Genomic DNA, 24,813 nt, shown 5'->3' on the forward strand with positions numbered 1-24,813 from the left:
AACTGTCTAGCCAAGAGGGTTAAAAAAACGTTTGTTTTACTCTATTTGATGAAATTTAAATCTAAACAGGCATTCTGCTACAGGATATTGTGTTTCATTCACGTATAATGCATCACACCTTTTTATATGAATGGACTTCTTTTTTATCATGACAGAAAGTACCACACACACTAAGACCGTCCAAAAGCCACTACTGACCATTGACGATGTGATGGGAGCTGAAGGTAAGCTTGCCGAGTTAGTTGATGGTTATCGACCAAGACAATCACAAATAGATATGTCTTATGAGATACAGGGGCTTATCGAAAAAGAGGGTACCTTATTAGCTGAAGCAGGAACGGGTACAGGCAAAACATTTGCCTACTTAGTGCCATCGTTACTGTCTGGTAAAAAAATTATTGTCTCTACGGCGACGAAAACATTACAAGAACAATTAGTACAAAAAGATTTACCGATTCTTTTTAAAGCTTGTGGGATCCCAGGTAAGGCAAAGATTCTGAAAGGGCGTGACAATTATGTCTGTCCCCAACGTCTTGAAATTACCGAAACGGCAGAGCAACACAGTCGTGAAGATTGGAAAAAGTTAGCACTGATTCGCGAATGGGTCGAGGGGAAAAGTCTCACTGGGGATAAGGCCGAGTTAGATGCTGTGGCGGAAGATGACCCGATATGGAAAAAAGTGTGTGCACGTTTAGAATTTTGTCAGGCCGCAGAATGTAATGTTGATTCAGGTTGTTTCTACCCAAAGGTGAAACAGCAAGCTTCAGAGGCACTCGTATTGGTCGTAAATCATCATCTTTTTTGTGCAGACTTATCGTTGCGTGAACAAGGGTTTGGTGAGTTATTACCAAATGCAGACGTTTACATCTTTGATGAAGCACATCGATTACCGGATATTGCTGCGCAGTTTTTGGGCTTTTCCATTACGCGAAGTCAATTAGATGAATTGGTTCGCGATGTTAAACAGGCGCAGAAAATTGAGTCGCCCGAATCTAAATCTATTTCAGATCAAGCGACACATTTGGCAGAACAAATTAAACTTCTAAATGAATCTCTCGGCAAGTGGGAAAAGCGTTGGACATGGGAGCAACTCGAATCTGAAAAAGCTTTTCATTTAGTCATGAAGCGCTTTCTGGATAGTTTATCTTTTTTGGTTGAAAACTTAAAAGCAGTGGCGGAGCGCGGTAAACAAATAACGGCAGTTTATAAAAGAGCCAAGGACTTTGAATCACAATTTAAAGACTGGTTGAACAGCAAGTCTGAGAATAAAATTCGTTGGATTGAATCTTCTCAGGCACGGTTTAAACTAAATTTAACCCCGTTAAGCGTCGCTGATCCCTTTAGTCGTCAAAGAGAGTTAATAGGCGGCAGTTGGTTATTTACTTCAGCAACATTAAGTGTACACAATAACTTCAGTTACTTTGCAAATCGCCTAGGGTTAGGAGAGTCGCAAACGAGTCACTGGGACAGTCCTTTTGATTATCCAACACAAGGGGTCGTTTATCACCCCATTGGCCTACCTGAACCTCGTAGTGAAGATTATGTAAAAGTTTGTTTGCGTGCAGCCTGGCCACTTCTAAAAGCAAGTAAAGGTTGTGCCTTTATGTTGTTTACCAGTCATAGAGCCTTGCAGGAAGCCCGTGCCATTATGGAACGACATTGGGAAGGGACGTTATTAGTCCAAGGAGATTTACCTAAATTAACGCTTTTGGAACGTTTTAAAACCACCGATAATGCGGTTCTATTAGGAACCAGCAGTTTTTGGGAGGGTGTTGATGTTAAAGGGGATGCTTTAAAATTGGTGATGATTGACCGCATTCCATTTGCTCCTCCTGATGATCCAATCGTTCAAGCCAGAGAGGCCTTTTTAAAAGAAAAGGGCTTAAATGGGTTTGCGCACTTTCAATTGCCAGAGGCGGTTATGGCTATGAAACAGGGGTCCGGCCGATTGATTCGCGATGTGACTGATAAAGGGGTTTTGATGTTGTGTGATCCTCGATTGTCATCCAAAAGTTATGGGAAGACGATTCGAGACAGTTTGCCAGATTTTCCTTGGGTGTATGATGTTGAATCAGCCATCGATAAACTAAAGTAATAATGATCAATACCTTATGACTGTTTGTTATAAAGCTCTCATAGTGCAATGAAGACCATGGTTCGATTAACATTGGAATAAAAGAATGTCAAAAACGATTTTAGCAGTAGAAACATCCACTGCGGCTTGCTCGGTAGCTTTAATTTATCAATCAAAGCTTTATCAACGCTATGAGGTATTGCCACAGAAACATGCACATCGCTTACTGGAGATGGTCAGTGAGGTGATGGATGAATCTAAGCTTAATGGCTCTTCGATCGATCTATTAGCGTATGGAGAGGGTCCAGGAGCTTTTACGGGTGTTCGCATTGCTGCTGGTGTTATACAAGGGTTAGCCCTTGGTTGGGATAAGGCGGTTGTGGCAGTCTCTTCATTGGAAGCGATGGCTGAAAGTGTCTTAACGACTCAGCGGCAGGTTTTTTTGGAAAATGGCGACCACGACAATGTCGGGCAACCTGAGATAACTTGGTGTGCCATTATGGATGCTCGAATGAAGGAAGTTTATCTGCAATCAGGTGTTTATAATAGCCAGACAGGCTATCTTAAGTCCGACTCGATTGAATTGCTCTCACCAGAAGCGGCTGAGGCACGTATTGTCGATCTTGGTGCTGAATGTATTGGGTTGGGCGATGTACAAAAAGAGTATCCAGGCCTGGTAGAATTGTTTTCAGATTGGACGGATACTTTGCCTTCTGCGACATCGATTGCAAAATTAGCTTTGAACTCTCAGCAAGAGGCTAAACATCTCGCTGAGAAAGTGCCTGTTCCACTTTATCTACGTAATCATGTTGCAGACACCATTGCGGAAAGAAAACTTAAAAGAGTTAATAATGCAGTCGAACAGTAAATATTCATTCTTTGTAAAGAGAGTGAGTACTTCTTTTAAAAGTTTAAAACAGCATTGATTCTAAACATTTCAGACGAGTTGCTTAAAAAACAAGCAGAGTAAGAGAAGCGTAAGACTTTGTTAGCTTTTTTTAAGTTAAACTTTTATTACACACAATTTTATCCACACCTTTTGTGCATAAAATGACTCATCATTACGTTATATTTGGAGCGAATACATGGCAACTTACAAGCATATTTTGATCGCGATAGATTTTTCAGAGAACAGTGATCGAGCTTTAAAGAAGGCATTGCAGTTAGCGGCTGAATCTCAAGCTAAAATAGAACTTATTCATGTAGTTGATATTCCAATATATCCAGTATTGGAAGACTTGGCGGTGATGGGGATGCCAGGACTTTGGGATGATGAAATTGCCACGAAATTAATGGCGCTTTCAACAGATAAACTAAAACAGATAGCAGATGAATATGGTATTACCAATTATAAAACGGTTGAAGGAATACCCAGTTCTGAAATAACGGTAATTGCTAACTTGAATAAAGCCGATTTGATTGTGATGGGGTTTCATGGATTGTCTGGTTTAAGGACATTAATCGGTTCTACGACCCATTCGGTTATCAATAATGCACCCTGTGATGTCTTGGCCATTAAGTTGGATTGTTAGGGTTTATTGACGTTATATTTTAAATTAATCAACAAGATTAAGTGTTTGAGAAGTTTAATATTAAATAGGAATCACTCTTTTGAAAATACAATTAGTCACCACTCAAATTTTATTAAAAGCGTTGCTGGTCATGAGCTTGACTCTTCTTTCTAATCAAGCTTTCGCCGACTCATTTAGAGTCGGTGAAACCGTATTTATTGCCTATCCTGCTGGCAACATTAAGGACGATGCTTTTATTATAGGTAAGATTCAAGGTATCAACGATGATGGCGATTATCAGATATCTGTGCTTGATTTTGTAGAGGGGCATGATTATGGTCTTTCTTGTGTGCCCATGATTAAAAAAGAAAACTCGCAAGCTGTCGTCTCTGAATATGGGCAGGGTTGGGATCTATGGCAGGATACGACAACCTTAGAAAAAGAAAAATTAGACTATTTGGTTTCTAAAGCCGATGTCATGAAGCTCGGCAAAGGTAAGCGCTTATTTATTGAACGTAATAATCTGTATATTGTTTTTGGGCGTTGGAAATCAGATGCCCCTATGTTAACGGTTGACCGGTTAACGAGGGCTGAGCAAGAAGCTGCGAGTAACCAGATGGAAGGGTTATTACCCGCACTGGCCTTGGTTAAGTTGCACAGATTGAGCTTTTATGATGAATATGGCCGTCCAAAACAACCATTTGAGACCATTGCACCATTAAACAAAGCATTGTCATCGGTGTTAGAGCTCTTTTCTAGAAATAAGATGTTGCAGCAGGTCTGGATGTCGCATGACCGAGATTGGACTAAAATTTCCAAAGATATGCAGACTTACTTTTTAGTTGAAGCGATTGATAAAATTGTTGCAGATGCAACGAAACAGCAGTATCAAGAGGGTGTTGAACAAGCTGGTGAGCATGCCTTAAACACCCTAAAGTCTTATTTGTCTCAATTGAAAAGAGATCCTGCTTGATGCTTGAATACACTTCGCAAAAAAAACGAGGATGGTATGGGATATCCAAGTCGATTCACTATGCCGTGTTTGAGTTAAATAAGGATAGAAGAAGTTATAAATGACTGCATTAAGGTAGGAGTAGCGCGAGATGAGTGAGAATCTCGCGAATCCGTTCAAGAACGTTGAAATGATTTATTTAGGGTGATGATAATAGGTATCATTTAGGTAGTCGGCCAACTGCTCAACTTCATCCTCAAACATTCCCGTATTGAGGTTGTCACTACAAAACTGCACCTTTTTGACTAGCTTAGGATAAGTATCCGTTACTTTAGGATTATATGGCTTGGCAGTATGGCAGCTCATACAATTTGCTGACTTGTGAAGTTCTGCACCTGGATGCTCTTCAGCTAATGCAACTTGCGAAGTCATTAGTAATGCGCCGGTGAGAGAGAATGTCAATTTTTTCATGGTGTCTCCTTAATAAAGTAGTTTATGAGAGTTACTTATTCATTTTACTGATTTTATTGGAAAATCTTAATCAAAAATCACATTGCTATCGTTGAATAAATTTATATAAGCAATGACTAATATTAATATAGGGTATTTTAAAATATGAGTGAGCTAACGTATATCAAAGGTAAGGATGCCTGTTTAGAAGCTTCTATTACAAATATGCAGACCATTTTACAGGCAGCAGGTTTTGATATTGTTGAAGCATCTTGGTTAAATCCTGTCGCCAATGTTTATTCTTTGCACATCCATGATGCACGTTGTCCTGGTTTGTTTACAAATGGTAAGGGTACTAGCCGTAAAGCCACCTTAGCAAGTGCTTTAGGTGAATATTTAGAGCGCCTTGCAACGAATTATTTTTTTTCAGATTACTGGTTAGAGACAGAGGTTGATCAGGCTAAAAATACCTGGCTCTATTACCCAGATGAAAAACAATTTTCAGAAGTAGACATTCGCGACTCTTTATCACCAGAATTATGGTCATTCTATGATGCTAACGATGAGCTTGAATTTGTTGATTTATTGAGCTTTAACGATAGTCAAAATGTAGCCCGTTCAGTGCGAATGAAAAATGTTCATACTGAAGAAAATGTTTATTTTCCGATGAATCTTTTCAGTAATTTATATGCCAGTAATGGTCTTTCTGCAGGTAACACAGCGACTGAAGCACAAGTGCAAGGATTGTCTGAAATTTTTGAACGTTGGGTCAAAAATAAGATCATGCGTGAAAATATCTGCCTGCCCGAAGTTCCAAACAGTGTTGTGCAAAGTTATCCTGAAATCGTCAAAATGATAGAAGGCTTAAAGCAAGAGGGCATTGCGGTTTCAATTAGAGACGGGTCCTTGGGCGGAGAATTTCCTGTCATCAGTGTGATTTTATTTGAACAGAGTTCAGGGCATTGTTTTGCCTCCTTTGGTGCCCATCCAATGTTTGAAGTGGCCTTAGAGCGCACTTTGACAGAATCGTTACAAGGTCGACAACTAGGTCATTTGGATGGCTTTCAAACCCCCGTTTTTGATGAATTTATCGTCGCAGAAGATGAGAATATTGAGAATCACTTTATTGATTCTAGTGGACTGATTCATGCACATTTTGTCTCCGATAATGCTGATTTTGATTTTGTGCATTGGGATTTTTCGGGCTCCACTGATGCTCAGTGGTCTCAGTTGTGTGACAAGGTTCAGGCGCAGGGCTGTTCCGTGTATGTGGCAAACTATAATCATTATGGTTTTGAGGCGTGCCGGATTGTGGTCCCAGGTATGTCAGAAATTTATCCAACGGATGAGTTAATTGAAAGTAATCAAAATACCGGTCGTTTATTACGGGAGCAGTTGCTGGCTTTACCAGAGACTTTAGACTACACCGCTTTGGTTGATTTGATTGATGATTTAGGCTTGAGTGATCATCAGGGAGTGGCCTCTTTAATTGGTTTAATGCCTGATCCTAAAAGCTTCTGGGCAGAATTGAAAATAATAGAATTGAAGTTTTGGTGCTATTTGGCAGCGAAAGATTATGTCATGGCATTGGAAAATCTTGAGGATGCTTTGTGTTTTGTCTCCCCGACCAATGCCTGGCTTGTGTCCTATAGAGCATTGCAGTTCGCGTTACAAATGACTGCTGAAGATGTGAAAAATAGGCATTCAATGGTTTGTTTATTTGGGGAAGCGTTAACTGACCAGGCCTGGTCGAATATAGAAGGTTCCGAAGTTTTCTGGGGTCAACCTCTAGGACTGGCGATCTTTCTGTCAAGTCAAAGACATCAGGCCTTATTACAGATATATCAGCAGACTCAAGCTGTGAAGCGCAAAGCCTTTAGTCAGTAATGTTTTTTAGCGCCTTTTTTGTAAAGGCGTTAGCTGACTGAAATGCTTTAGTGCTTGATGACTCTGATGGCTTTATTTTAAGGGGTATTAAAAGTCATAGATCAACGTTAAAAGAGTTTGAGTATCGGTCTTTTTTGCTCCCGTTGCTGGGCTATCGTTATGTCGGTACTTATAACTCGCTTTAAGGTTCATATGGTCAGCAACCTTAACTTTGAATCCAGTATTGCTTTCAATGGTGGTTTGCTGAGTACCTTTTAAGTAGGTAATGTCTTGTAGAAATGCCACTTGAGCATTGATTTGATGCGTTAAATCAACCTTTAAACGCAAGGCTGTTTGGCTCTGATCATTCTCAATGACATCATTAGTATAACTTGTAGTCTGTTGGGCTATACCTGCTTCACCAATCAACTTGGTGGATTCATTTTTAAAGAGCTGTTTACCTAAACCTAACGAAAGAATGCTTTCTAACTCAATGCCGGCAAAACGATTTTTTTCGAGTTTCCCGCCCACAAAACTGTAATAGTTACGCTCCGGATTGTAATAACGATTGTACTGAACATCGATTAAATAACGCTCTTCTGTTTGCACCTTGTTTTCAGATTTATAGTTGGCTTCAAATTTAGATTGAAGTTCATAATGGGTTTGGTTGTAGTTAAGTTTCAGTGCAGTAAAGAGGCTTGTGCTTGTAGTATTCCCACTATTGTCTGTAAATCCAAGCTCTCCTGATCCATTAAGCCCTAACGCCGGATCTGCTGCTAGGCTAGTGAATGAGGTTAGCGAAACGCTGATGAGGGTGAATGTTTTGAGTAGGGTCTTGGCTTGCATGGACATTTCCTTTCTTGTAAGGGGTTGATGTTAAGTCTTTCAGTGGTAAGGTTCGAATCACGTACAGCAAGGCATTTAGACACTCTATAGAATAGAGTTAAGCGTATTCTCAAAAAATACGGTAACGTTTCAAATTAGCCAGAATTAAAATTTCATAATGGTGGCAAATTCACGTTACTTTGAATGTCTTCAGAATTCATTGTTGGTATCTAAATGAAAGGACATGAGACGAGACCGTTTCAATAAAAGCTTAGTTTAATAAATTTATAGTGAAAAAACATGCCATTTTATACACAACAAACACAAGTTTGCTAAAATAGACTTAATTTTTCACTCAATACAATACAATACAATGGAAGACGGAAGCAGAATGAAACTTGATTTTTTAGATTTTGAACAACCCATTGCGGAACTAGAAGCGAAAATTGATGAGTTACGTCATTTAGATGGTGGAGATATGAATCTTTTACAGGACATTGCATCACTTGAAGAGAAGCGCAAGAATCTAACTGAGTCGACATTTAAAAAGCTAACCGATGTTCAAATTGCAAAAGTCTCACGTCACCCACAACGCCCTTATGCTTTAGACTACATTGCAGAGGTTTTTACCGACTTTAAAGAGTTGCATGGCGATAGGGCTTTTGCAGATGATGAAGCCATCGTTGCTGGTTTAGCACGTTTAGAGGGGCAAGCTGTTATGGTCATCTCTCAACAAAAAGGCCGCGATACGAAAGAAAAAATTCGCCGTAATTTTGGTATGCCGCGACCAGAAGGCTATCGTAAAGCTCTGCGTTTGATGAAGATGGCGGAGCGTTTTGGTTTACCGGTCGTTACTTTTATTGATACGCCGGGTGCGTACCCTGGAATCAATGCAGAGGAACGTGGACAGAGTGAAGCGATTGCGAGAAATTTGATTGAGATGGCCGAGTTAAAAGTGCCTATTATCTGTACAGTCATTGGGGAAGGTGGCTCTGGTGGCGCTTTAGCCATTGGTGTGGGTGATGTGACCATGATTATGGAATATGGTACCTACTCTGTTATTTCACCTGAAGGGTGTGCGTCTATTTTATGGAAAAATGCTGCGAATGCGGCCGATGCTGCTGAAGCCTTAGGGATTACAGCAAAACGCTTGAAAACTCTAGGGTTAGTGGATGAGATTATTCCTGAGCCATTGGGTGGTGCGCATAGAGACCATAAGCTTGCCGCCTCCAATTTAAAAGCATCACTGATTTCTCAAGTAAATCGTCTGAAAGATATACCTGTTGAAACCTTGGTGGAAACGCGTTATCAGCGTTATATGGACTACGGAAATTTCGAACTTTCTTAATCAAGTACGTCTTTTCATACTCTCTGCTCTAAAGACTGAATGTTTGAGTCTTTACGCGGAGATTAGCACGGAGTTTACAACTAGAATGCTTCGTGAATCTCTTATTGTTTCTCCTATCCAATGATTCCTGCCTCAATTTACTTACCAGAAGATTTAAGCGCTTTTACAGAGGCACTCGAATTCTTTCTAACTAAAGTAAACGCTGATACGACTGTGAGTATTGCCTTTAGTGGTGGTCTTGATTCCACTGTTTTATTACATCTTTTATCTCAGCATGAATTGGCTAAACCGTTAAAAAAACACCTTTACGCCCATTATATAGATCATGGTTTACAGGCCATATCTTTAGATTGGAAAGCGCATTGCCAGCAGATCTGTGAGTCATTCCAGGTACCTTTCAAGTCAAGTGTCATTGAAATCGAAACAAGACAAAGGCAAGGCATTGAGTCTGTCGCAAGAAAGCTTCGTTACCAGGCCCTGTCGGCACAACTACCTTGTACGGATGATGTTTTGGTAACGGGACATCATCAGCGTGACCAGGCGGAAACGCTGCTGCTTAATTTAGTGAGGGGGGCTGGCGTGGCCGGTCTATCAGCAATGCCTTATCAAAAAGAGATTGTCTCAATGCGGGGTCGTTTTCAGCATATTCGTCCTTTATTGACGGTTCCATATGAAAAATTAGTCGCTTATGCACATTACTTTCAACTGCATTGGGTCGAGGATCCTTCAAATGAATTGCTTAATTTTAAACGTAATGTGATGCGTCATGAGGTCTTACCTGTTCTGGAAGCGCATTGGCCGAATGTAGAAAAAACTATTGCTCGAAGTGCTCAGAATATGTCGGAAGCACGATTGTTATTAGATCGCATGGCAAATCGGCTTTTGCTGTCACATAAACAGTCAAACTATTTTCTGGATTTGAACTTATTTAGGGATTTGGATTGGTTAGAACAAAAGAATGTTATTCGTTCCTGGTTTTCTAAAACAGGGTCACAATCATTGACTTTAAAGCATTACGAATGGATTCGTACCGTGCTCTTCGCCAAAAGCATGAGTCGACAAAATGCATTCTCCTACCAATTGCCTCAGGGTGAATTGGCGTTCTTTAAAGACAGACTCTATTATTTACCTGAGCTGCCTAAACCTTTTACCGTTTATTTAGACGAATTTCTAAATACCATAGTGCGCTATAAAGTACAGCAGGGAGTAGGGGGTCGAATCCCATCAGAATATTCCGATATAACTCATGGTTATGAATTCATGATTAACAAAGAATTGCTATCGAAAAGTCATCTAATTGAAGTAAGAAGTCTTTCTCAAGCTGATGATTTTAATAGAAAGAAGCTTAAAGTTTTTTTTCAAAAGCACTCAATACCCGTGTGGGAAAGAAGAGTTTGGCCAGTGTTAGCCTTGCAAGGTGAATTGATTGGTGTATTAGGGTGCTCTAACTGTCTGAATTCCTTGTCAGAGCCCATTGTTGATTCTAACCAGAAGGTGATTGAAGAAGTCAAAATTAAAGTTCCTGAAGCATTGATTTGGCAACTGATGGGGTTAGTGGTCAGTATTCCTAAATGGAATGCATAAATACCGTAAAGCACTCCGCCATATCGTTAAAAGGGTGGCTGTCAAGAGAGTGTTTAACGAATAAATTACATTGCTGATAGGGCGGTTTTAGGCTATAATCTCCTCCCATTCTGATTACTCGAAATCCTCGGTTTCTAAACGTTCAATAAAGTGTGATAAATGACTAAATTTATTTTTGTAACAGGTGGCGTAGTTTCTTCTCTTGGTAAAGGAATTGCGGCTGCTTCTTTGGGTGCTCTGCTAGAGGCTAGAGGCCTTAAGGTCAGTATGCTTAAAATGGATCCGTATATTAACGTCGATCCAGGGACGATGAGCCCGCTTCAACATGGTGAAGTATTCGTAACAGATGACGGTGCGGAAACTGATTTGGACTTAGGTCATTATGAGCGTTTTGTGCAACGTCATTTTACCCGTCGAAATAGCTTTTCAGCTGGCCAGGTCTATGAAACCGTAATTCGTAACGAACGTCGTGGTGATTATTTGGGTGGAACTGTTCAAATTATTCCACATATTACCGATGAAATTAAAACTCGAATTTTAAATGCGGCCGCTGGTTTTGATGTGGTAATGGTAGAAGTAGGAGGAACGGTTGGTGATATTGAATCTTTGCCTTTCCTCGAAGCTATTCGCCAGTTAAGTTTAGAAGTAGGGCGTGATCGCTCTTTGTTTATGCATCTAACCTTATTACCTTATATCGCGGTCGCGGGTGAAGTTAAAACTAAACCAACACAGCACTCTGTTAAAGAGTTACGTTCAATTGGGATTCAACCTGATATTTTAGTTTGCCGTTCTGAAATTGCCTTGCAAGAAAGTGAAAAGCGTAAAATTTCACTTTTTACCAATGTGGAAGAGAAAGCTGTTATTAGCTCGTTAGACGCCGATACCATCTATTCAGTTCCTCGCATGCTGCATGAGCAGGGTCTGGATGACTTGGTCGTAAAGCGTTTTAATATTGAATGTACAGACATTGATCTGAGCGATTGGGATACGGTTGTTAAAGCACAACTTAATCCTGAGAAAACGGTTGAAATTGCCATGGTGGGTAAGTATGTCGATTTGACAGAAGCTTATAAGTCAGTGATTGAATCATTAATTCATGCCGGAATTCATACAAATACACGCGTTAATATTGATTATATTGATTCTGAATTGTTAGAAACGTCAGGCCTGGGTGCCATCGAAAATAAAGATGCAATTCTAGTGCCTGGTGGCTTCGGTGAACGGGGTGTTGAAGGTAAAATTTCTGCCATTCAATACGCACGAGAAAATAAAGTCCCTTACCTAGGTATTTGTTTGGGTATGCAAATGGCTGTGGTTGAATATGCTCGTCATGTGGCTGGCCTAGTCGATGCTCATAGCACTGAACTTAACCCAAACACTCCATATCCTGTCGTGGCTTTGATTACTGAGTGGACAGAAGCGAATGGTCTTAAAGTCGAGCGTGATGAAACGGCAGGCTTAGGCGGCACTATGCGTTTAGGTGGACAAAATTGTATCTTAACAGAAAGTTCTAAAATAAGAGCGGCCTATGGTGAAGCTGTTATTCGCGAACGCCATAGACATCGTTATGAAGTCAATAATGGGTATGTTGCTAGACTGGAAGCCGCAGGGCTTATTTTTTCAGGTCACTCTGAGGATGGAAGTTTAGTAGAGACCATTGAAATAGCAGACCACCCTTGGTTTGTAGCTTGTCAGTTTCACCCTGAATTTACCTCAACCCCGCGAAAGGGACATCCCCTGTTTACCGCATTTGTTGAAGCCGCAAACAGTTATAAAAAGCACTAAGGAGCGGGTATAAAATGAAATTATGTAATTTTAACGTTGGGATTGATCAGCCGCTGTTTTTAATAGCGGGTCCATGTGTCATTGAGTCGGAGCAGATGGCTCTTGATACTGCAGGTCAATTAAAAGAGATGACGGATGCTTTAGGCATTCCTTTTATCTATAAATCTTCTTACGACAAGGCCAACCGTTCTTCGACGGCAAGCTTCAGAGGTTTAGGCGTTGAAGAAGGCTTACGCATCTTGCAGAAAGTTAAAGATGAAATTGGCGTTTCTGTGTTAACGGATGTACATGAAGATTCCCCTTTAGATGAGGTTGCTTCGGTTGTCGATGTCATGCAGACGCCAGCATTTTTAGTACGTCAAACCAATTTTATTCAAAATGTGTGCCGTCAGGGGATTCCTGTGAATATCAAAAAGGGGCAGTTTCAAGCGCCTTGGGATATGGATCAAGTGGTTGCTAAGGCACGTGAAGTCGGTAATGAAAATATCATGGTGTGTGACCGTGGCACCTCATTCGGCTATAACACGCTTGTTTCAGATATGCGAGGACTGGCATCAATGCGTAGTACAGGCTGTCCTGTGGTCTTTGATGCAACGCACTCCGTACAGCAACCTGGAGGGAATGGAACCACGTCTGGTGGTCAGCGTGAAATGGTTCCCGTTTTAGCGCGTGCGGCTATCGCCGCAGGGATTTCAGGCCTGTTTATGGAAACCCACCCTAATCCGGGTAAAGCATTAAGTGATGGGCCAAATATGTGGCCATTAGGGAATCTCAAACCGTTATTGGAGACTCTTAAAGCACTTGACGACGTGGTTAAGCAGCACGGTTTTATTGAAGATACCTTAAGAGATTAAATGCTACGTATGCGTGATTTTTAATGTCACTGCGTTGTCATAATTTAACCGTAAAATAAACAGAATTTAAAATTTTAGCAATATAAGTTTAATAGGAAATAAAAGATGTCATCATTAATTAAAGATATTAAAGCTCGTGAAGTAATTGATTCTCGTGGTAATCCAACAGTTGAAGCGGATGTAATCCTTGAAGATGGTTCTTTAGGACGTGGTATTTCTCCATCAGGGGCTTCTACCGGTTCTCGTGAAGCTATCGAACTACGTGATGGTGATAAGTCTCGCTATGGTGGGAAAGGTGTTTTAACAGCGGTTAATAATATCAAAAATGACATTAAGGCTGCTTTAATCGGTCAAGATGCAACGAATCAAGCTGCAATCGATCAAATTATGATTGATCTTGATGGTACCCATAACAAAGCACGTTTAGGGGCTAACGCAATCCTAGCCGTGTCTATTGCAACAGCTCAAGCTGCTGCGGCATCAAAAGGTTTGCCTTTATTTGCCTATCTCAAGACAGATGATTATAAAATGCCCGTGCCTATGATGAATATCATCAATGGTGGTGAGCATGCTGATAACTCAGTTGATTTTCAAGAATTCATGATTGTACCTGTTGGTGCACCGACCATTTCTGAAGCCATTCGTTACGGTTCTGAAATTTTCCACGAACTTAAGTCTGTTTTAAGTAAGAAAGGGTATAACACGGCCGTTGGTGATGAAGGTGGTTTTGCTCCAGATCTTAAATCGAACGAAGAAGCGATCACGGTGATTCTTGAAGCGATTGAAAATGCAGGTTATGTTGCTGGTAAAGACATCATGATTGCCATGGATGCCGCATCCTCTGAACTTTATAAAGACGGAATGTACTACCTTGGTTCGGAAGACAAAAAATTAACATCTAAAGAGATGGTTGATCTATTATCTAGCTGGGTTGATAAATACCCAATTATCTCAATTGAAGACGGTTTAGACGAGTCTGATTGGGATGGTTTCAAATACCAAACTGAAAAAGATGGGCACCGTCTACAGATCGTAGGTGATGATTTATTTGTTACCAACCCTAAAATTCTACAAGAAGGGATTGATAAGAAGATTGGTAACTCTATCTTAATCAAAATCAACCAAATTGGTACTTTAACAGAGACCTTCGAAGCGATTCGTATGGCGAAAGAAGCAGGTTATACGGCCGTTATTTCTCACCGTTCTGGTGAAACAGAAGATACGGTTATTGCGGATATTGCCGTTGCAACAGGTGCTGGTCAAATCAAAACGGGTTCACTTTCTCGTACAGATCGTATTGCTAAATACAATCAGTTGATCCGTATTGAAGAAGCATTGGGTGCAGATGCGGTTTATCCTGGAATGGATGCCTTTTATAACTTGAAAAAGTAATTGCACAAGAAGAAGATTAAAAGGAAAATTCAGTGAAAAAGATTTATCTTGGATTGGCTTTTCTTATTTTGATTATACAAGCTCGTCTATTGTCCTCTGAAGGGGGGGTTGGCGAGCTTTTTGCGTTACATGAGCAGTTAAAAACATTAGAGATTTCACTAGAGGAGCAGAGGTTGGTTAATGCTCAACTGGGTCAGCAGGTTAAAGATTTACAGTCAGATACCGCTTCCGTTGAGACCATTGCTCGACAAACCCTCGGTATGGTTAAAAAAGGTGAGGTGTTTATTAACGTAATCGAACTTGATTCAGCGAAAGGGGGATGAGTTTTTATGATGAGTCTAACCAGGCCTGGTTGGTTCTTTATGATTTAACTTTGTAAATGTGACTTATCTTTTAGAAAAATTATGAAGTTATTTTTCAAAGAGTGATTGTGCTTTTAAGAAAATATTCACGGCACCTGTTCCTCCATTTCTAACGGGTGCACTGCTGAAAGCGAGAACGGCTTTGAGTGCTTTTAACTCTTGATTCACTAAGTTTTTAAGCACGGGATATTCATCTTTTGAGTTATAACCCTTGCCATGAATAATGCGAATGTAACGTTTTTTTAGGTGGTAAGCTTCTCTTATAAATTCATGCATTACCGTTTTGGCATCATCAAACGTTAAACCGTGAAGATCCAACTCGGCAGACACTTCAAAATCACCTTTTTTTAGTTTAGAGAGTTCTTGTAGACGGATGCCTTTTTGATGATATAAAAGCGTTTCAAAGGCACTAACAGGTTTTGAAAAAGCAACAGTTTGCCGTGTTTCAATGGCCGCGTGATCTTTTTGTGCACGTTGTCGTTTTCTGAGCTGATAAAGGGTTTCTTTAGTTTGTTGTTTAAGTTTTTTTTGGCTATATTGTGCCTTGATGTTGCCTTTTTTTATGGGAGTAACATCTGTCATGGCCGAGAGAAATGTGGATTTATCTTCTTCTGTCATCTTTGAGGCTTTATAATTCTTCAAATGGGTATGTAAATGTCAATTTTAACGCTTAATCTACAGTATAAATAAAACGCCAACGTCTGCGAAAGGTTCTATTCTACATGATGAAAATATTACTCTCCAATGATGATGGCTATTTTGCGCCTGGTATTCAACTTTTATTTACAACCCTTCAGCAAGAAATTCAATTTCAAAGTTTAGTTATTATGGCACCTGAGCGTAATCGCAGTGCTGCAAGTAACTCCTTATCCCTACTTGAACCACTGAGAGTACATTCACATTCAGTGCCTAATGGTGCATCAAACTGTCAGATCTACAGTGTCAATGGAACCCCAACAGATTGTGTGCATTTAGGTGTGAACGGCGGGTTGGGTTATCAGCCAGATATAGTGCTTTCTGGCATCAATGCTGGTGCGAATATGGGGGACGATGTCATTTACTCAGGGACGGTGGCTGCTGCTACTGAGGGGCGTTTTTTAGGTAAGCCTTCGATCGCGATTTCACTTTGTGGTGACCAACATTTTGCAACCGCTGCCCATGTTCTGGTTCATTTTTTAAAACAGATGCCAAGTATGACTTTGAGCCGTGATACGATTATCAATATCAACGTTCCTGATATTCCTCTAGAGTCTTTAAAGGGTGTGAAAGTGACACGCTTAGGCAAACGTCATGCTTCTGAACCCGTCGTGAAGCAGAACGACCCTAGAGGGTTGCCTATTTATTGGATAGGTCCCGCAGGCGAAGCCTCTGATGCAGGAGAAGGTACAGACTTCCATGCTGTTGAATCTGGTTATGCTTCAATCACACCGCTTAAAATCGATTTAACGCATTATGACATGATGAGCCAGTTATCTGACTGGGCTGACAACTATTAGAATTTTATGAAAGTGTCTATTGGAAACCATTCTTTATGACGGCCATTCAGCAAAAAGAACCCTTTTTAGTTTACCCGAATACGGCTTTTGAGCAGTATCAAGGGGTTGGAATGACCTCTCAGCGAACTCGTAACCGTCTAATTACTCGCTTAATTGAGCTTGGAGTGACCGATAAAACAGTTCTTGAAGTTATGCGAGTCGTGCCCAGGCATCTCTTCTTGGATGAGGCAATGTCCAGTCGGTCTTATGAAGATACCGCACTACCCATTGGTTATGGGCAAACCATTTCTCAGCCTTGGGTCGTCGGAAGAATGACGCAGTGGTTATTTGCAAATATAGAACAGCAACCCATTAAAACGGTGCTTGAAATTGGCACGGGGTCGGGGTATCAAACGGCTATTCTAGCTCTGCTGGCTAATGAGGTCTTTACGGTTGAACGAATAGCGCCACTGTCTAAACGAGCACAAGTCATTTTATCTCTACTTAAGTTATCTAATGTTCAATATGAAATCAGTGATGGTCACTGGGGATGGCCAAAACACCAAGCACAGGTGGGGTTCAGTCGTTCACAAGCCCCGCAGTTTGATGCGATTATTTCTGCCGCGTCGCCAGCAGAGTTGCCTCTGGAGCTTCTTCAGCAGTTAAAGATAGGCGGTCGTTTAGTCATCCCGCTGGGTGAAGAAAAACAGTTACTCTTTGGATTCGAAAAAACCACAGAGGGCATTCTTAAAACCTGTTTAGGTGAAGTGATGTTTGTCCCAATGAAACAAGGAATTGAAAGTTGAAATTATTTACAAGCCTCTACGATAAAGCGTTAATTTGGGCGAGACATCCGAAAGCAACTTGGTATTTAAGTGGGATGAGTTTTGCCGAGTCTTCCTTCTTTCCGATTCCTCCTGATGTTATGTTGATGCCAATGAGTTTGGCGACCCCTCAAAAAGCCTTTTATTATGCTTGGCTGACAACAATTTTCTCACTGTTAGGAGGGCTGTTAGGGTACGCAATTGGTTATTGGGCAATTGACTTAATACTCCCTTTCATTAACTCAATGGGTTACGCGCATAAAATGGAGCAGGTGCAGGCGTTCTTTACTGAGTACGGTGTTTGGGTTATTTTTATCGCTGGGTTCAGTCCAGTCCCTTACAAATTGTTTACCATTACCGCGGGGGCTACGAGTATGGCTTTGCTACCCTTTATGCTTGCTTCCTTTATCGGTCGCGGTGCCCGGTTTTATTTGGTCGCAGGACTCATGAAGTGGGGCGGTGCCAAAATGGAAGCTTCTATTCGTAAATGGGTCGACTGGTTAGGTTGGGGCTTTGTCCTGTTGTTGGTGATTTATCTTTTGAGCAAATATTACATGCAATAGTTTTCTCGTGAAACCGTCAGAAAGCCATCTCTGATTACATTACTCAATACATTAATTACATTAATTCAATAATAATGGAACCTATGAAACATTTATTTATCCTAACGGGTTCAAAACTCAATTTATTGCCTAAATATGGTTTACAGTTCAGCGGGACACTTTTAATAGGATGGTTGTTAACCAGTTGTAGCTCTCCAGTTAAATACGAAAGTCGAAATAATGCCTCCTACTCGCAAAATTCGGCTCAATGCATACCTTATTACACGGTTATCTCTGGCGATACATTGAGTGGTATTGCAGAACAATGCGGTGTTAACATGTACTCTTTAGCAAAACAAAATGATTTACGCCCACCTTATTTTATTTATGCTCGACAAGAGCTCAGCATGCCAGCGCCAACCCTTGCAAAAACACAGCAATCCAAACGGCAGCTTAAGTCAAGGACGAACTCTAAGGTGATGGCGCAATCAAAGGTTTCTGCGGCGCACGTGTCTAGCCCTAAGCACAAAACTAAAGCGAGCAAATGGCAGTGGCCAATGAATTCAAAGCTTGAATACCGCTTTATTCGCGATTCATCAGGCTTGTCAGTATTAGAAATTTACGGTATTCCTGGGCAGGAGATCCATACAGTCGCACCTGGTAAAGTCGTTTATGCTGGCAACGGTATTGTTAATTACGGTTGGATGGTTGTGATAAAACATGATGATGATTATATGTCTATCTATGCGCATAACAGGGCCTTACTGGTGAAAGAGGGGGCTAGAGTAAAGCGCGGTCAGAAGATAGCACTCATGGGCGCAACCGGTAATACGACAAAATCCAAGCTTTATTTAGAAGCGCGTTACCAGGGTAGAAAAATTGATATTCTCAAGGTTTTGAGAAAGTAGAATGAGTGAAGAGAGCGGTCACTCATTTTACAAGATATGATGAGTTTGATTCCGTAAGGTTTTACCACTCAGTGGCAACCATTATTTTGTCATAACCAGAGCAAGAACAACCTCTCTGTCTTCAGTCGTGAGTACATTATAGGTTCTACAAGCGGCATCGTTTGCCATCACCTCAAGCCCGACGCCTTTTGAGGCACAATAGGCAAATAATTTTGGTTCTGGAAATACTTGTTTGTCACCCGTCCCTAAAATAATCACTTCTGATTTGGTTGCTAACAGCTGGTCAAGATGGTCTGTATTGAGAGTTTCTATAGAATTGCAAGGCCATTCACTTTCCGTCGTAAACTGTGTAATAAAACAACTTTCCGTAAAGGTTAAGTTATTTACTTTCACCAGGCCTGGTTCATAATGTTTCACAGCAAATACGTTCGAATCTCGGTGTTCTGTAAATTTCATTAAAGATTATCCTTGTGTAGGAGTCTATCTTAACAAAGAGCCTACGCTTAAATGTAAAATTATCGCGCTATTAATGCGGTTTTTAGCCTCTTTTTCAATTGACGAAAAAATAGGATGCTGTATCATTATTCCTTTAATAAATCCCCCTTATATCTGTGTTCCCGAAGAGTAGATCGGTTTAGCGTTCGACTTAGGCAACACTGTAAAATTATTGAAGGCTTACCCATCGTGTCAGACGATTTTCAAAGAATAAACCGACTTCCTCCTTATGTGTTTAACATTGTGGGAGAGTTAAAAGCAGAAGCCCGTCGTAGAGGGGAAGATATTATTGATTTCGGAATGGGAAATCCAGATCAGGATACTCCTAAACACATCGTCGACAAGCTGATAGAAGTTGTCCAACGTGAAGGAACCCACCGTTATTCCGTCTCACAGGGTATTCCTCGTTTACGTAAAGCAATCTGTAACTGGTATAAAACCAAATTTGATGTGGAACTTGATTATGCAACGGAAGCGGTTGTAACCATCGGTTCTAAAGAAGGTTTAGCGCATCTCGCCATGGCGACGGTTGACAAAGGGGATACTGTTTTAGTACCTAATCCAGCGTATCCAATTCATCCTTTTGGATTTGTGATTGCCGGTGCCGATGTACGCCATGTTAAGATGACACCGGATGTTGATTTCTTTGAAGAGCTTGAGAAAGCCATTAAAGAGTCATGGCCTAAGCCAAAAATGTTAATTTTAAACTTTCCAGGTAATCCGACGACTCAAACCGTTGAGTTGGAGTTTTTTGAACGAGTGATTGCCATCGCTAAAGAACATAATATTTGGGTTATCCATGATTTAGCTTATGCTGATATTGTTTTTGATGGATACATCGCTCCCTCCATTCTTCAAGTGGAGGGCGCTAAAGACATCGCTGTTGAGTTTTATACCTTATCTAAAAGTTATAATATGCCTGGTTGGCGTGTCGGTTTTATGGTGGGTAATCCGACCTTAGTCAATGCTCTTAAACGCATTAAATCCTATCTGGATTACGGTACTTTCACCCCCATACAGGTTGCTGCTATCGCCGCTTTAGAAGGCCCACAAGAGTGTGTGCAAGAAATTTGTGATATGTATAAGCTCCGTCGCGATGTACTTTGTGAAGGATTAAATACGATTGGTTGGCCAGTGGTGCCACCGAAAGCAACGATGTTTATTTGGGCGCCTATCCCTAAAGAATATAAGGCGATGGGTTCAATTGAATTTTCTAAGAAGTTATTAACAGAAGCGAAAGTAGCGGTTTCACCTGGTATTGGATTTGGTGATTACGGGGATGACCATGTACGCTTTGGTTTAATCGAAAATGAACACCGTACTCGCCAAGCGATACGCGGTATTCGTGACATGTTTAGAAAAGATGGCTTAATCAACCAAGATTAAACAAAATTATAATCTGCTATCAAATGCATTGATAGTGAGTAGACGTTAGGAAATACCCAAATGAAAACAGTGAAAATCGGCTTATTAGGATTAGGAACTGTTGGTGGTGGTACCGTAGATATCATCAACAATACCATGCCAGAAATTCAGCGCCGCTTAGGTCAGAATATTGAAATCGTGATTATAGCCATGCGTGATTTAAATCGCTCTCGCTCTGCGGATACTACGGGCATTCAATTGACCGATATCCCAGCAGAAGTCGTCAATCATCCCGATGTGGAGATTGTGGTTGAGTTAATGGGGGGCACAGGCTTAGCGAAAGAATTGATCGAGACGGCTATTCAGAATGGCAAGCATGTCGTGACGGCCAATAAGGCATTGATTGCAGAACACGGTAACGGCTTGTTTGCATTGGCTAAAAAACATAACGTAATTGTTAATTATGAAGCCGCTGTTACGGGTGGAATTCCAGTCATTAAAGCGCTACGTGAAGGTTTGGCGGCCAATAAGATAGAATGGCTTGCAGGAATCATTAATGGTACGGGTAACTACATTCTGACAGAAATGAAAGAGCCCGGTGCTGATTTTGCCAAGGTTCTTCAGGTTGCTCAAGAGTTAGGTTATGCCGAAGCGGATCCCACTTTTGATGTAGAAGGTATCGATGCCGCCCATAAACTCACCATTCTAGCCTCCATTGCCTTTGGCATAAAGCTACAATTCGATAAAGTTTACACGGAAGGTATCAGTAAAGTATCTGCAGATGATATTCGTTTTGCAGAACAGTTGGGTTATGAGATCAAACACTTGGGCATGGCCAGTCGACTTGAAAATGGTTACTCATTACGTGTTCATCCTGCATTGGTGCCAAATACAGTCTTGATGGCCAATGTCAGTGGTGTTATGAATGCCGTCATGGCTTATGGTGACCATGTGGGAGCCACCATGTATTATGGCGCGGGTGCCGGAGCAGGGCCTACAGCGAGTTCGGTGGTTGCAGATATTATTGATGTCATTCGTTGGAAAGATCAGCCACTAGCGGATCAGGTTCCATCATTAGGTTTTGCACTCGATCAACTACAGTCAGCGCCAGTTGTTTCGGTTGAAGAGATTGAAACTTGTTATTACATACGCTGTTTTGTAAAGGATAATGCTGGTGTTTTGGTTAAAATCACCACGATCCTAGCCGACTCTAATATCAATATAGAACATCTGTACCAAGAACCTTCCACTCAAAAGCCGAGTGATGCAACCTTGGTGATGATTACGAATAAGGTAAAAGAATCGAAGCTGAATTTAGCTTTGTCAGCTTTATCGCAATTAAAAGAAGTCGATGGTGAAATCATGCGTATTCGTATTGAAACGCTTGGTTAACCAGTCAGCAAGGTTATTTTTGCAGAACAACAAAAGTCGGGCTTGCCCGACTTTTTTATAGTTGAAGATATGTGATTGGAGAGAGCAGTGACACACACCAAATCCGTTAAAACAGCTCAATCAGAGAAAACAGTGCCTGCCGTTACATTGTGGGTGCCTGATTTTTTAAATCCACTAAGAATTAAAGAGGCGTCTGATGCTTTAAGTTCTTTAAAATTACCGGTGTTACAGACTTTATTAGCCAAAGCAGATCGCTTTGAAGCCAAACCTCAGTCGCTAGATGAACAAGCCAGTTACCTTTTTCATCAACCCAAAGCGCTCGCTAAAGCCGCGATTATGGCTTCGGTAGCATTTGAAGATTACGATCCCTCAGTCTTTTGGTTACGGGTTGATCCGGTGCAGATGATTGCGGATAGAGACTCATTAGTATTGATTCCGGGAGCTGATATAGGCATTAGTGAAGCCGAATCTAGAGCCTTACTGGAAGCCTTTAACCAACATTTTGTACAGGATCAAGTCGTGCTTGAGTACGCCAGTGCAACGGCTTGGTACATGAGAATTAAGCAAGCGGTTGATATTAAAACGCATTCTATTGAATCAGTCGCTTATCAACCGGTCAATGAGCGCTATCCTTCCGGTAATGCAGCGAGTTATTGGCGTCAGCTACTCAATGAAACCCAAATGTTGTTCTATACACATCCTGTGAATGAAAGTCGCAGAGAGCAAGGGTACCCCGAGATTAACAGCGTGTGGGTTTGGGGTGAAGGCATTTTAGATCAATCTGCTGTGGTCACACGTAAAGAGGCCATGATTTGGTCTGAAGAACCTTATTTAAAAGGGTTAGCTAAGCTCTCTAAAGCACAGCAAAGTCCTTCGCCGCAAAGCTACCAGGCCTGGTTGGATGCGCAGGCACTCTTAGAACCTTCTAGTGCTCAGATAAAGCACCATTTGATTCGACTGGATAGCTTGAGTGATTCATTAGATCTGATGCAGCAAAGCGATTGGCTCTCAGCATTGCAAATCCTAGAAGAGGAGTGGTTAAAGCCTCTACAGCAAGCGCTTAAGAATCAGCAGATAGGCTCTTTATTGCTCGATTTTGGTTCTCACTATCGCTACCATCTCAAGCCTGGCCATGTACGACGTTTCTGGCGTCTTAAAATACCACTATCACAATTGTGAAGTGGCGATAATTCAATCAATTGAAAACGAATAGAGAACAATATTTCTGTATAATTTGCAGATTATTTAGATACATCACACATTTTAACAGACAGGTTCACCATGAATTTTATTGAAACGCGCGGCAATGATGGCCAAAAACCCAGTTCGATTACTTTTTCTCAAGCAATCCTAAGTCCGATGTCCTCTTTTGGTGGGGTTTATTCTCCTGAAAGGTTGCCGCAATTTGATGAAGGCTTTTTTAAAAGCCATGTAAATTCTGGCTATAAAAAACTTGCTAAAGATATCTTGGCGCTCTTTGAAGTGGATATCGCTGAATCCGTAATTGATGACGCACTCAGTTTATATGATAACTTTGATGATCCACGTAATCCTGTTCCGGTGGTTAAGGTCTATGACGACCTATATGTCAGTGAACTTTATCACGGTCCAACACGTGCCTTTAAGGATATGGCATTACAACCGTTTGGGAAGGTTTTATCGGCCGTAGCTCAAGAACGAAATGAAAAATATTTGATACTTGCCGCGACCAGTGGCGATACCGGGCCTGCTGCACTAGAAACCTTTAAAAACCGTGATAACGTGCAAGTGGTGTGTTTGTATCCAGACGGAGGTACTTCGGATGTGCAACGTCTACAAATGGTCACTGAAGATGCTAAAAACCTAAAAGTGATTGGTATTCATGGCGATTTTGATGATGCACAAACGGCACTCAAGCATCTATTAACGTCTGAGGCGTTTGCCAAAACCTTGCAGGAAAAAGATATCTCTTTATCGGCGGCAAACTCAGTCAATTTTGGACGCATTATTTTCCAGACGATATATCACATTTACAGCTATTTAGAGTTGGTTCGTCAACAAGCGATTGCACTGGGCGATAAGGTCTATCTAAATGTCCCTAGTGGAAATTTTGGTAATGCATTAGGTGGCTACTACGCTTATAAAATGGGTTTACCAGTCAAGCAGATCCATATCGCATCGAATAGTAACAATGTTTTAACAAAATTCATTACCACGGGTAAATATGACTTACGTAATGTGTCGGTTATTCCAACCACATCACCGGCAATGGATATTCTTAAGTCTTCCAATATTGAACGTATTTTGTTTGATCTTTTGGGTGCTGAAAGAACCAAAGAGCTGATGTTGCAATTAGATAATGATAAATTTTATGAGTTAAGTGCGGCAGAATTAGCCAAAGTGCAAATGATTTTTGCAGCAGACTTTTGTACGGATCAAGAAGGGCTTGATTATATTAAACAGGCGTTTGAGGTAGGTTACTTAATGTGTCCGCACACGGCGACCTGTTTTAAAGCTTATGAAACTTGTAGAGCTGATAAGTCAATTAAAACCATTGCGTACTCTACGGCAGAGTGGACTAAGTTCTCACCCGTGATTGCCAGCACCTTAACAGGGAAAGTCGTTAAACATGACCGTGAAGCCTTAGACATTATTGCCAAGAAAGCGAATGTGAAGATACCTGCACAAATTGCTGACCTGTTCTCTAAAGAGATATCTCAGAAAACCGTGATTGATAAAGAGGATATTGAAAAAGAGATTCTAAGCTTCTTGAAAGCATAAAATCTCTGCTTTCAACAACCCATCGTTTAATGTATCGTTATTTTAAAAC

At 41.0% G+C, this 24,813-nt stretch carries 23 protein-coding genes; 19 read left to right on the plus strand and 4 right to left on the minus strand.

Annotation, left to right across the window (positions count from 1 at the left end; translation table 11 throughout):
* The first annotated feature begins 148 nt into the window (after positions 1–148).
* The 4 genes from F612_RS0102670 (at position 149) to F612_RS0102685 (ending at position 4,558) form a co-directional block, all read left to right on the plus strand.
* Positions 149–2,095, plus strand: a complete 1,947-nt coding sequence (locus F612_RS0102670) for an ATP-dependent DNA helicase (RefSeq protein ID WP_019556206.1) — start codon at positions 149–151, stop codon at positions 2,093–2,095.
* A gap of 85 nt (positions 2,096–2,180) precedes the next feature.
* Positions 2,181–2,942, plus strand: a complete 762-nt coding sequence (gene tsaB / locus F612_RS12855; protein WP_019556207.1) for a tRNA (adenosine(37)-N6)-threonylcarbamoyltransferase complex dimerization subunit type 1 TsaB — start codon at positions 2,181–2,183, stop codon at positions 2,940–2,942.
* A 217-nt stretch (positions 2,943–3,159) separates the two neighbouring features.
* Positions 3,160–3,606, plus strand: coding sequence for a universal stress protein (locus F612_RS0102680; RefSeq protein ID WP_019556208.1), 447 nt, complete (start codon positions 3,160–3,162; stop codon positions 3,604–3,606).
* Positions 3,607–3,685: 79 nt separating this feature from the next.
* Positions 3,686–4,558 carry a hypothetical protein gene (locus F612_RS0102685; RefSeq protein ID WP_019556209.1) on the plus strand — a complete coding sequence of 291 codons (873 nt, stop codon included), beginning with the start codon at positions 3,686–3,688 and terminating at the stop codon, positions 4,556–4,558.
* A gap of 174 nt (positions 4,559–4,732) precedes the next feature.
* Here F612_RS0102685 and F612_RS0102690 read toward each other — a convergent pair whose 3' ends face one another.
* The gene (locus tag F612_RS0102690; RefSeq protein WP_019556210.1) at positions 4,733–5,008 is read right to left on the minus strand and encodes a cytochrome c; all 276 of its coding nucleotides are present in this window, start codon (positions 5,006–5,008) and stop codon (positions 4,733–4,735) included.
* Positions 5,009–5,152: 144 nt separating this feature from the next.
* Between F612_RS0102690 and ycaO the strand changes: the two genes are divergently transcribed.
* Positions 5,153–6,874, plus strand: coding sequence for a 30S ribosomal protein S12 methylthiotransferase accessory factor YcaO (ycaO, locus tag F612_RS0102695; protein WP_019556211.1), 1,722 nt, complete (start codon positions 5,153–5,155; stop codon positions 6,872–6,874).
* Between the two features lie 87 nt (positions 6,875–6,961).
* On the opposite strand, the gene F612_RS0102700 is transcribed toward ycaO, so the two are convergent.
* Positions 6,962–7,699 carry a DUF481 domain-containing protein gene (locus F612_RS0102700; RefSeq protein ID WP_019556212.1) on the minus strand — a complete coding sequence of 246 codons (738 nt, stop codon included), beginning with the start codon at positions 7,697–7,699 and terminating at the stop codon, positions 6,962–6,964.
* Positions 7,700–8,069: 370 nt separating this feature from the next.
* Between F612_RS0102700 and F612_RS0102705 the strand changes: the two genes are divergently transcribed.
* The 6 genes from F612_RS0102705 to F612_RS0102730 all read left to right on the plus strand — a co-directional run bounded on the left by F612_RS0102705 (position 8,070) and on the right by F612_RS0102730 (position 14,964).
* Entirely contained in the window at positions 8,070–9,026 is a 957-nt protein-coding gene (locus tag F612_RS0102705) for an acetyl-CoA carboxylase carboxyltransferase subunit alpha (protein WP_019556213.1), read from the plus strand.
* A 120-nt stretch (positions 9,027–9,146) separates the two neighbouring features.
* Complete coding sequence (gene tilS / locus F612_RS12860) at positions 9,147–10,610, plus strand: tRNA lysidine(34) synthetase TilS (RefSeq protein WP_019556214.1); 1,464 nt, start codon at positions 9,147–9,149, stop codon at positions 10,608–10,610.
* Between the two features lie 159 nt (positions 10,611–10,769).
* Positions 10,770–12,395 (plus strand): CTP synthase, encoded by a 1,626-nt coding sequence (locus F612_RS0102715; RefSeq protein ID WP_019556215.1) that lies wholly within the window; start codon positions 10,770–10,772, stop codon positions 12,393–12,395.
* Positions 12,396–12,409: 14 nt separating this feature from the next.
* Positions 12,410–13,249, plus strand: coding sequence for a 3-deoxy-8-phosphooctulonate synthase (gene kdsA, locus F612_RS0102720; RefSeq protein WP_019556216.1), 840 nt, complete (start codon positions 12,410–12,412; stop codon positions 13,247–13,249).
* A gap of 105 nt (positions 13,250–13,354) precedes the next feature.
* Positions 13,355–14,641: a phosphopyruvate hydratase gene (gene eno / locus F612_RS0102725; protein ID WP_019556217.1), complete on the plus strand. Its 1,287-nt coding sequence runs from the start codon at positions 13,355–13,357 to the stop codon at positions 14,639–14,641.
* A gap of 32 nt (positions 14,642–14,673) precedes the next feature.
* The gene (locus F612_RS0102730; protein WP_019556218.1) at positions 14,674–14,964 is read left to right on the plus strand and encodes an FtsB family cell division protein; all 291 of its coding nucleotides are present in this window, start codon (positions 14,674–14,676) and stop codon (positions 14,962–14,964) included.
* Positions 14,965–15,051: 87 nt separating this feature from the next.
* Here F612_RS0102730 and F612_RS12065 read toward each other — a convergent pair whose 3' ends face one another.
* Entirely contained in the window at positions 15,052–15,621 is a 570-nt protein-coding gene (locus F612_RS12065; RefSeq protein WP_019556219.1) for a Smr/MutS family protein, read from the minus strand.
* Positions 15,622–15,728: 107 nt separating this feature from the next.
* Between F612_RS12065 and surE the strand changes: the two genes are divergently transcribed.
* The 4 genes from surE to F612_RS12865 all read left to right on the plus strand — a co-directional run bounded on the left by surE (position 15,729) and on the right by F612_RS12865 (position 18,752).
* Entirely contained in the window at positions 15,729–16,499 is a 771-nt protein-coding gene (gene surE, locus F612_RS0102740) for a 5'/3'-nucleotidase SurE (protein ID WP_026329591.1), read from the plus strand.
* A gap of 35 nt (positions 16,500–16,534) precedes the next feature.
* Positions 16,535–17,284, plus strand: a complete 750-nt coding sequence (locus F612_RS0102745) for a protein-L-isoaspartate(D-aspartate) O-methyltransferase (RefSeq protein ID WP_019556221.1) — start codon at positions 16,535–16,537, stop codon at positions 17,282–17,284.
* Positions 17,281–17,865, plus strand: a complete 585-nt coding sequence (locus F612_RS0102750) for a YqaA family protein (RefSeq protein WP_019556222.1) — start codon at positions 17,281–17,283, stop codon at positions 17,863–17,865. The genes F612_RS0102745 and F612_RS0102750 overlap by 4 nt, the downstream gene beginning before the upstream one ends.
* A gap of 83 nt (positions 17,866–17,948) precedes the next feature.
* On the plus strand, positions 17,949–18,752 hold the full coding sequence (locus tag F612_RS12865; RefSeq protein WP_019556223.1) for a peptidoglycan DD-metalloendopeptidase family protein: 804 nt from the start codon (positions 17,949–17,951) through the stop codon (positions 18,750–18,752).
* An 81-nt stretch (positions 18,753–18,833) separates the two neighbouring features.
* Here F612_RS12865 and F612_RS0102760 read toward each other — a convergent pair whose 3' ends face one another.
* The gene (locus F612_RS0102760; RefSeq protein WP_019556224.1) at positions 18,834–19,208 is read right to left on the minus strand and encodes an Mth938-like domain-containing protein; all 375 of its coding nucleotides are present in this window, start codon (positions 19,206–19,208) and stop codon (positions 18,834–18,836) included.
* A 228-nt stretch (positions 19,209–19,436) separates the two neighbouring features.
* Between F612_RS0102760 and alaC the strand changes: the two genes are divergently transcribed.
* The 4 genes from alaC to thrC all read left to right on the plus strand — a co-directional run bounded on the left by alaC (position 19,437) and on the right by thrC (position 24,764).
* Positions 19,437–20,633, plus strand: a complete 1,197-nt coding sequence (gene alaC, locus F612_RS0102765; RefSeq protein WP_026329593.1) for an alanine transaminase — start codon at positions 19,437–19,439, stop codon at positions 20,631–20,633.
* Positions 20,634–20,693: 60 nt separating this feature from the next.
* The gene (locus F612_RS0102770; protein WP_019556226.1) at positions 20,694–22,004 is read left to right on the plus strand and encodes a homoserine dehydrogenase; all 1,311 of its coding nucleotides are present in this window, start codon (positions 20,694–20,696) and stop codon (positions 22,002–22,004) included.
* 87 nt (positions 22,005–22,091) lie between these two features.
* Complete coding sequence (locus tag F612_RS0102775; protein WP_019556227.1) at positions 22,092–23,183, plus strand: hypothetical protein; 1,092 nt, start codon at positions 22,092–22,094, stop codon at positions 23,181–23,183.
* 102 nt (positions 23,184–23,285) lie between these two features.
* Positions 23,286–24,764 (plus strand): threonine synthase, encoded by a 1,479-nt coding sequence (gene thrC, locus F612_RS0102780; RefSeq protein ID WP_019556228.1) that lies wholly within the window; start codon positions 23,286–23,288, stop codon positions 24,762–24,764.
* Positions 24,765–24,813 lie beyond the last annotated feature (49 nt).

The sequence above is a fragment of the Thiomicrorhabdus arctica DSM 13458 genome (assembly GCF_000381085.1).
GTDB lineage: Bacteria > Pseudomonadota > Gammaproteobacteria > Thiomicrospirales > Thiomicrospiraceae > Thiomicrorhabdus > Thiomicrorhabdus arctica.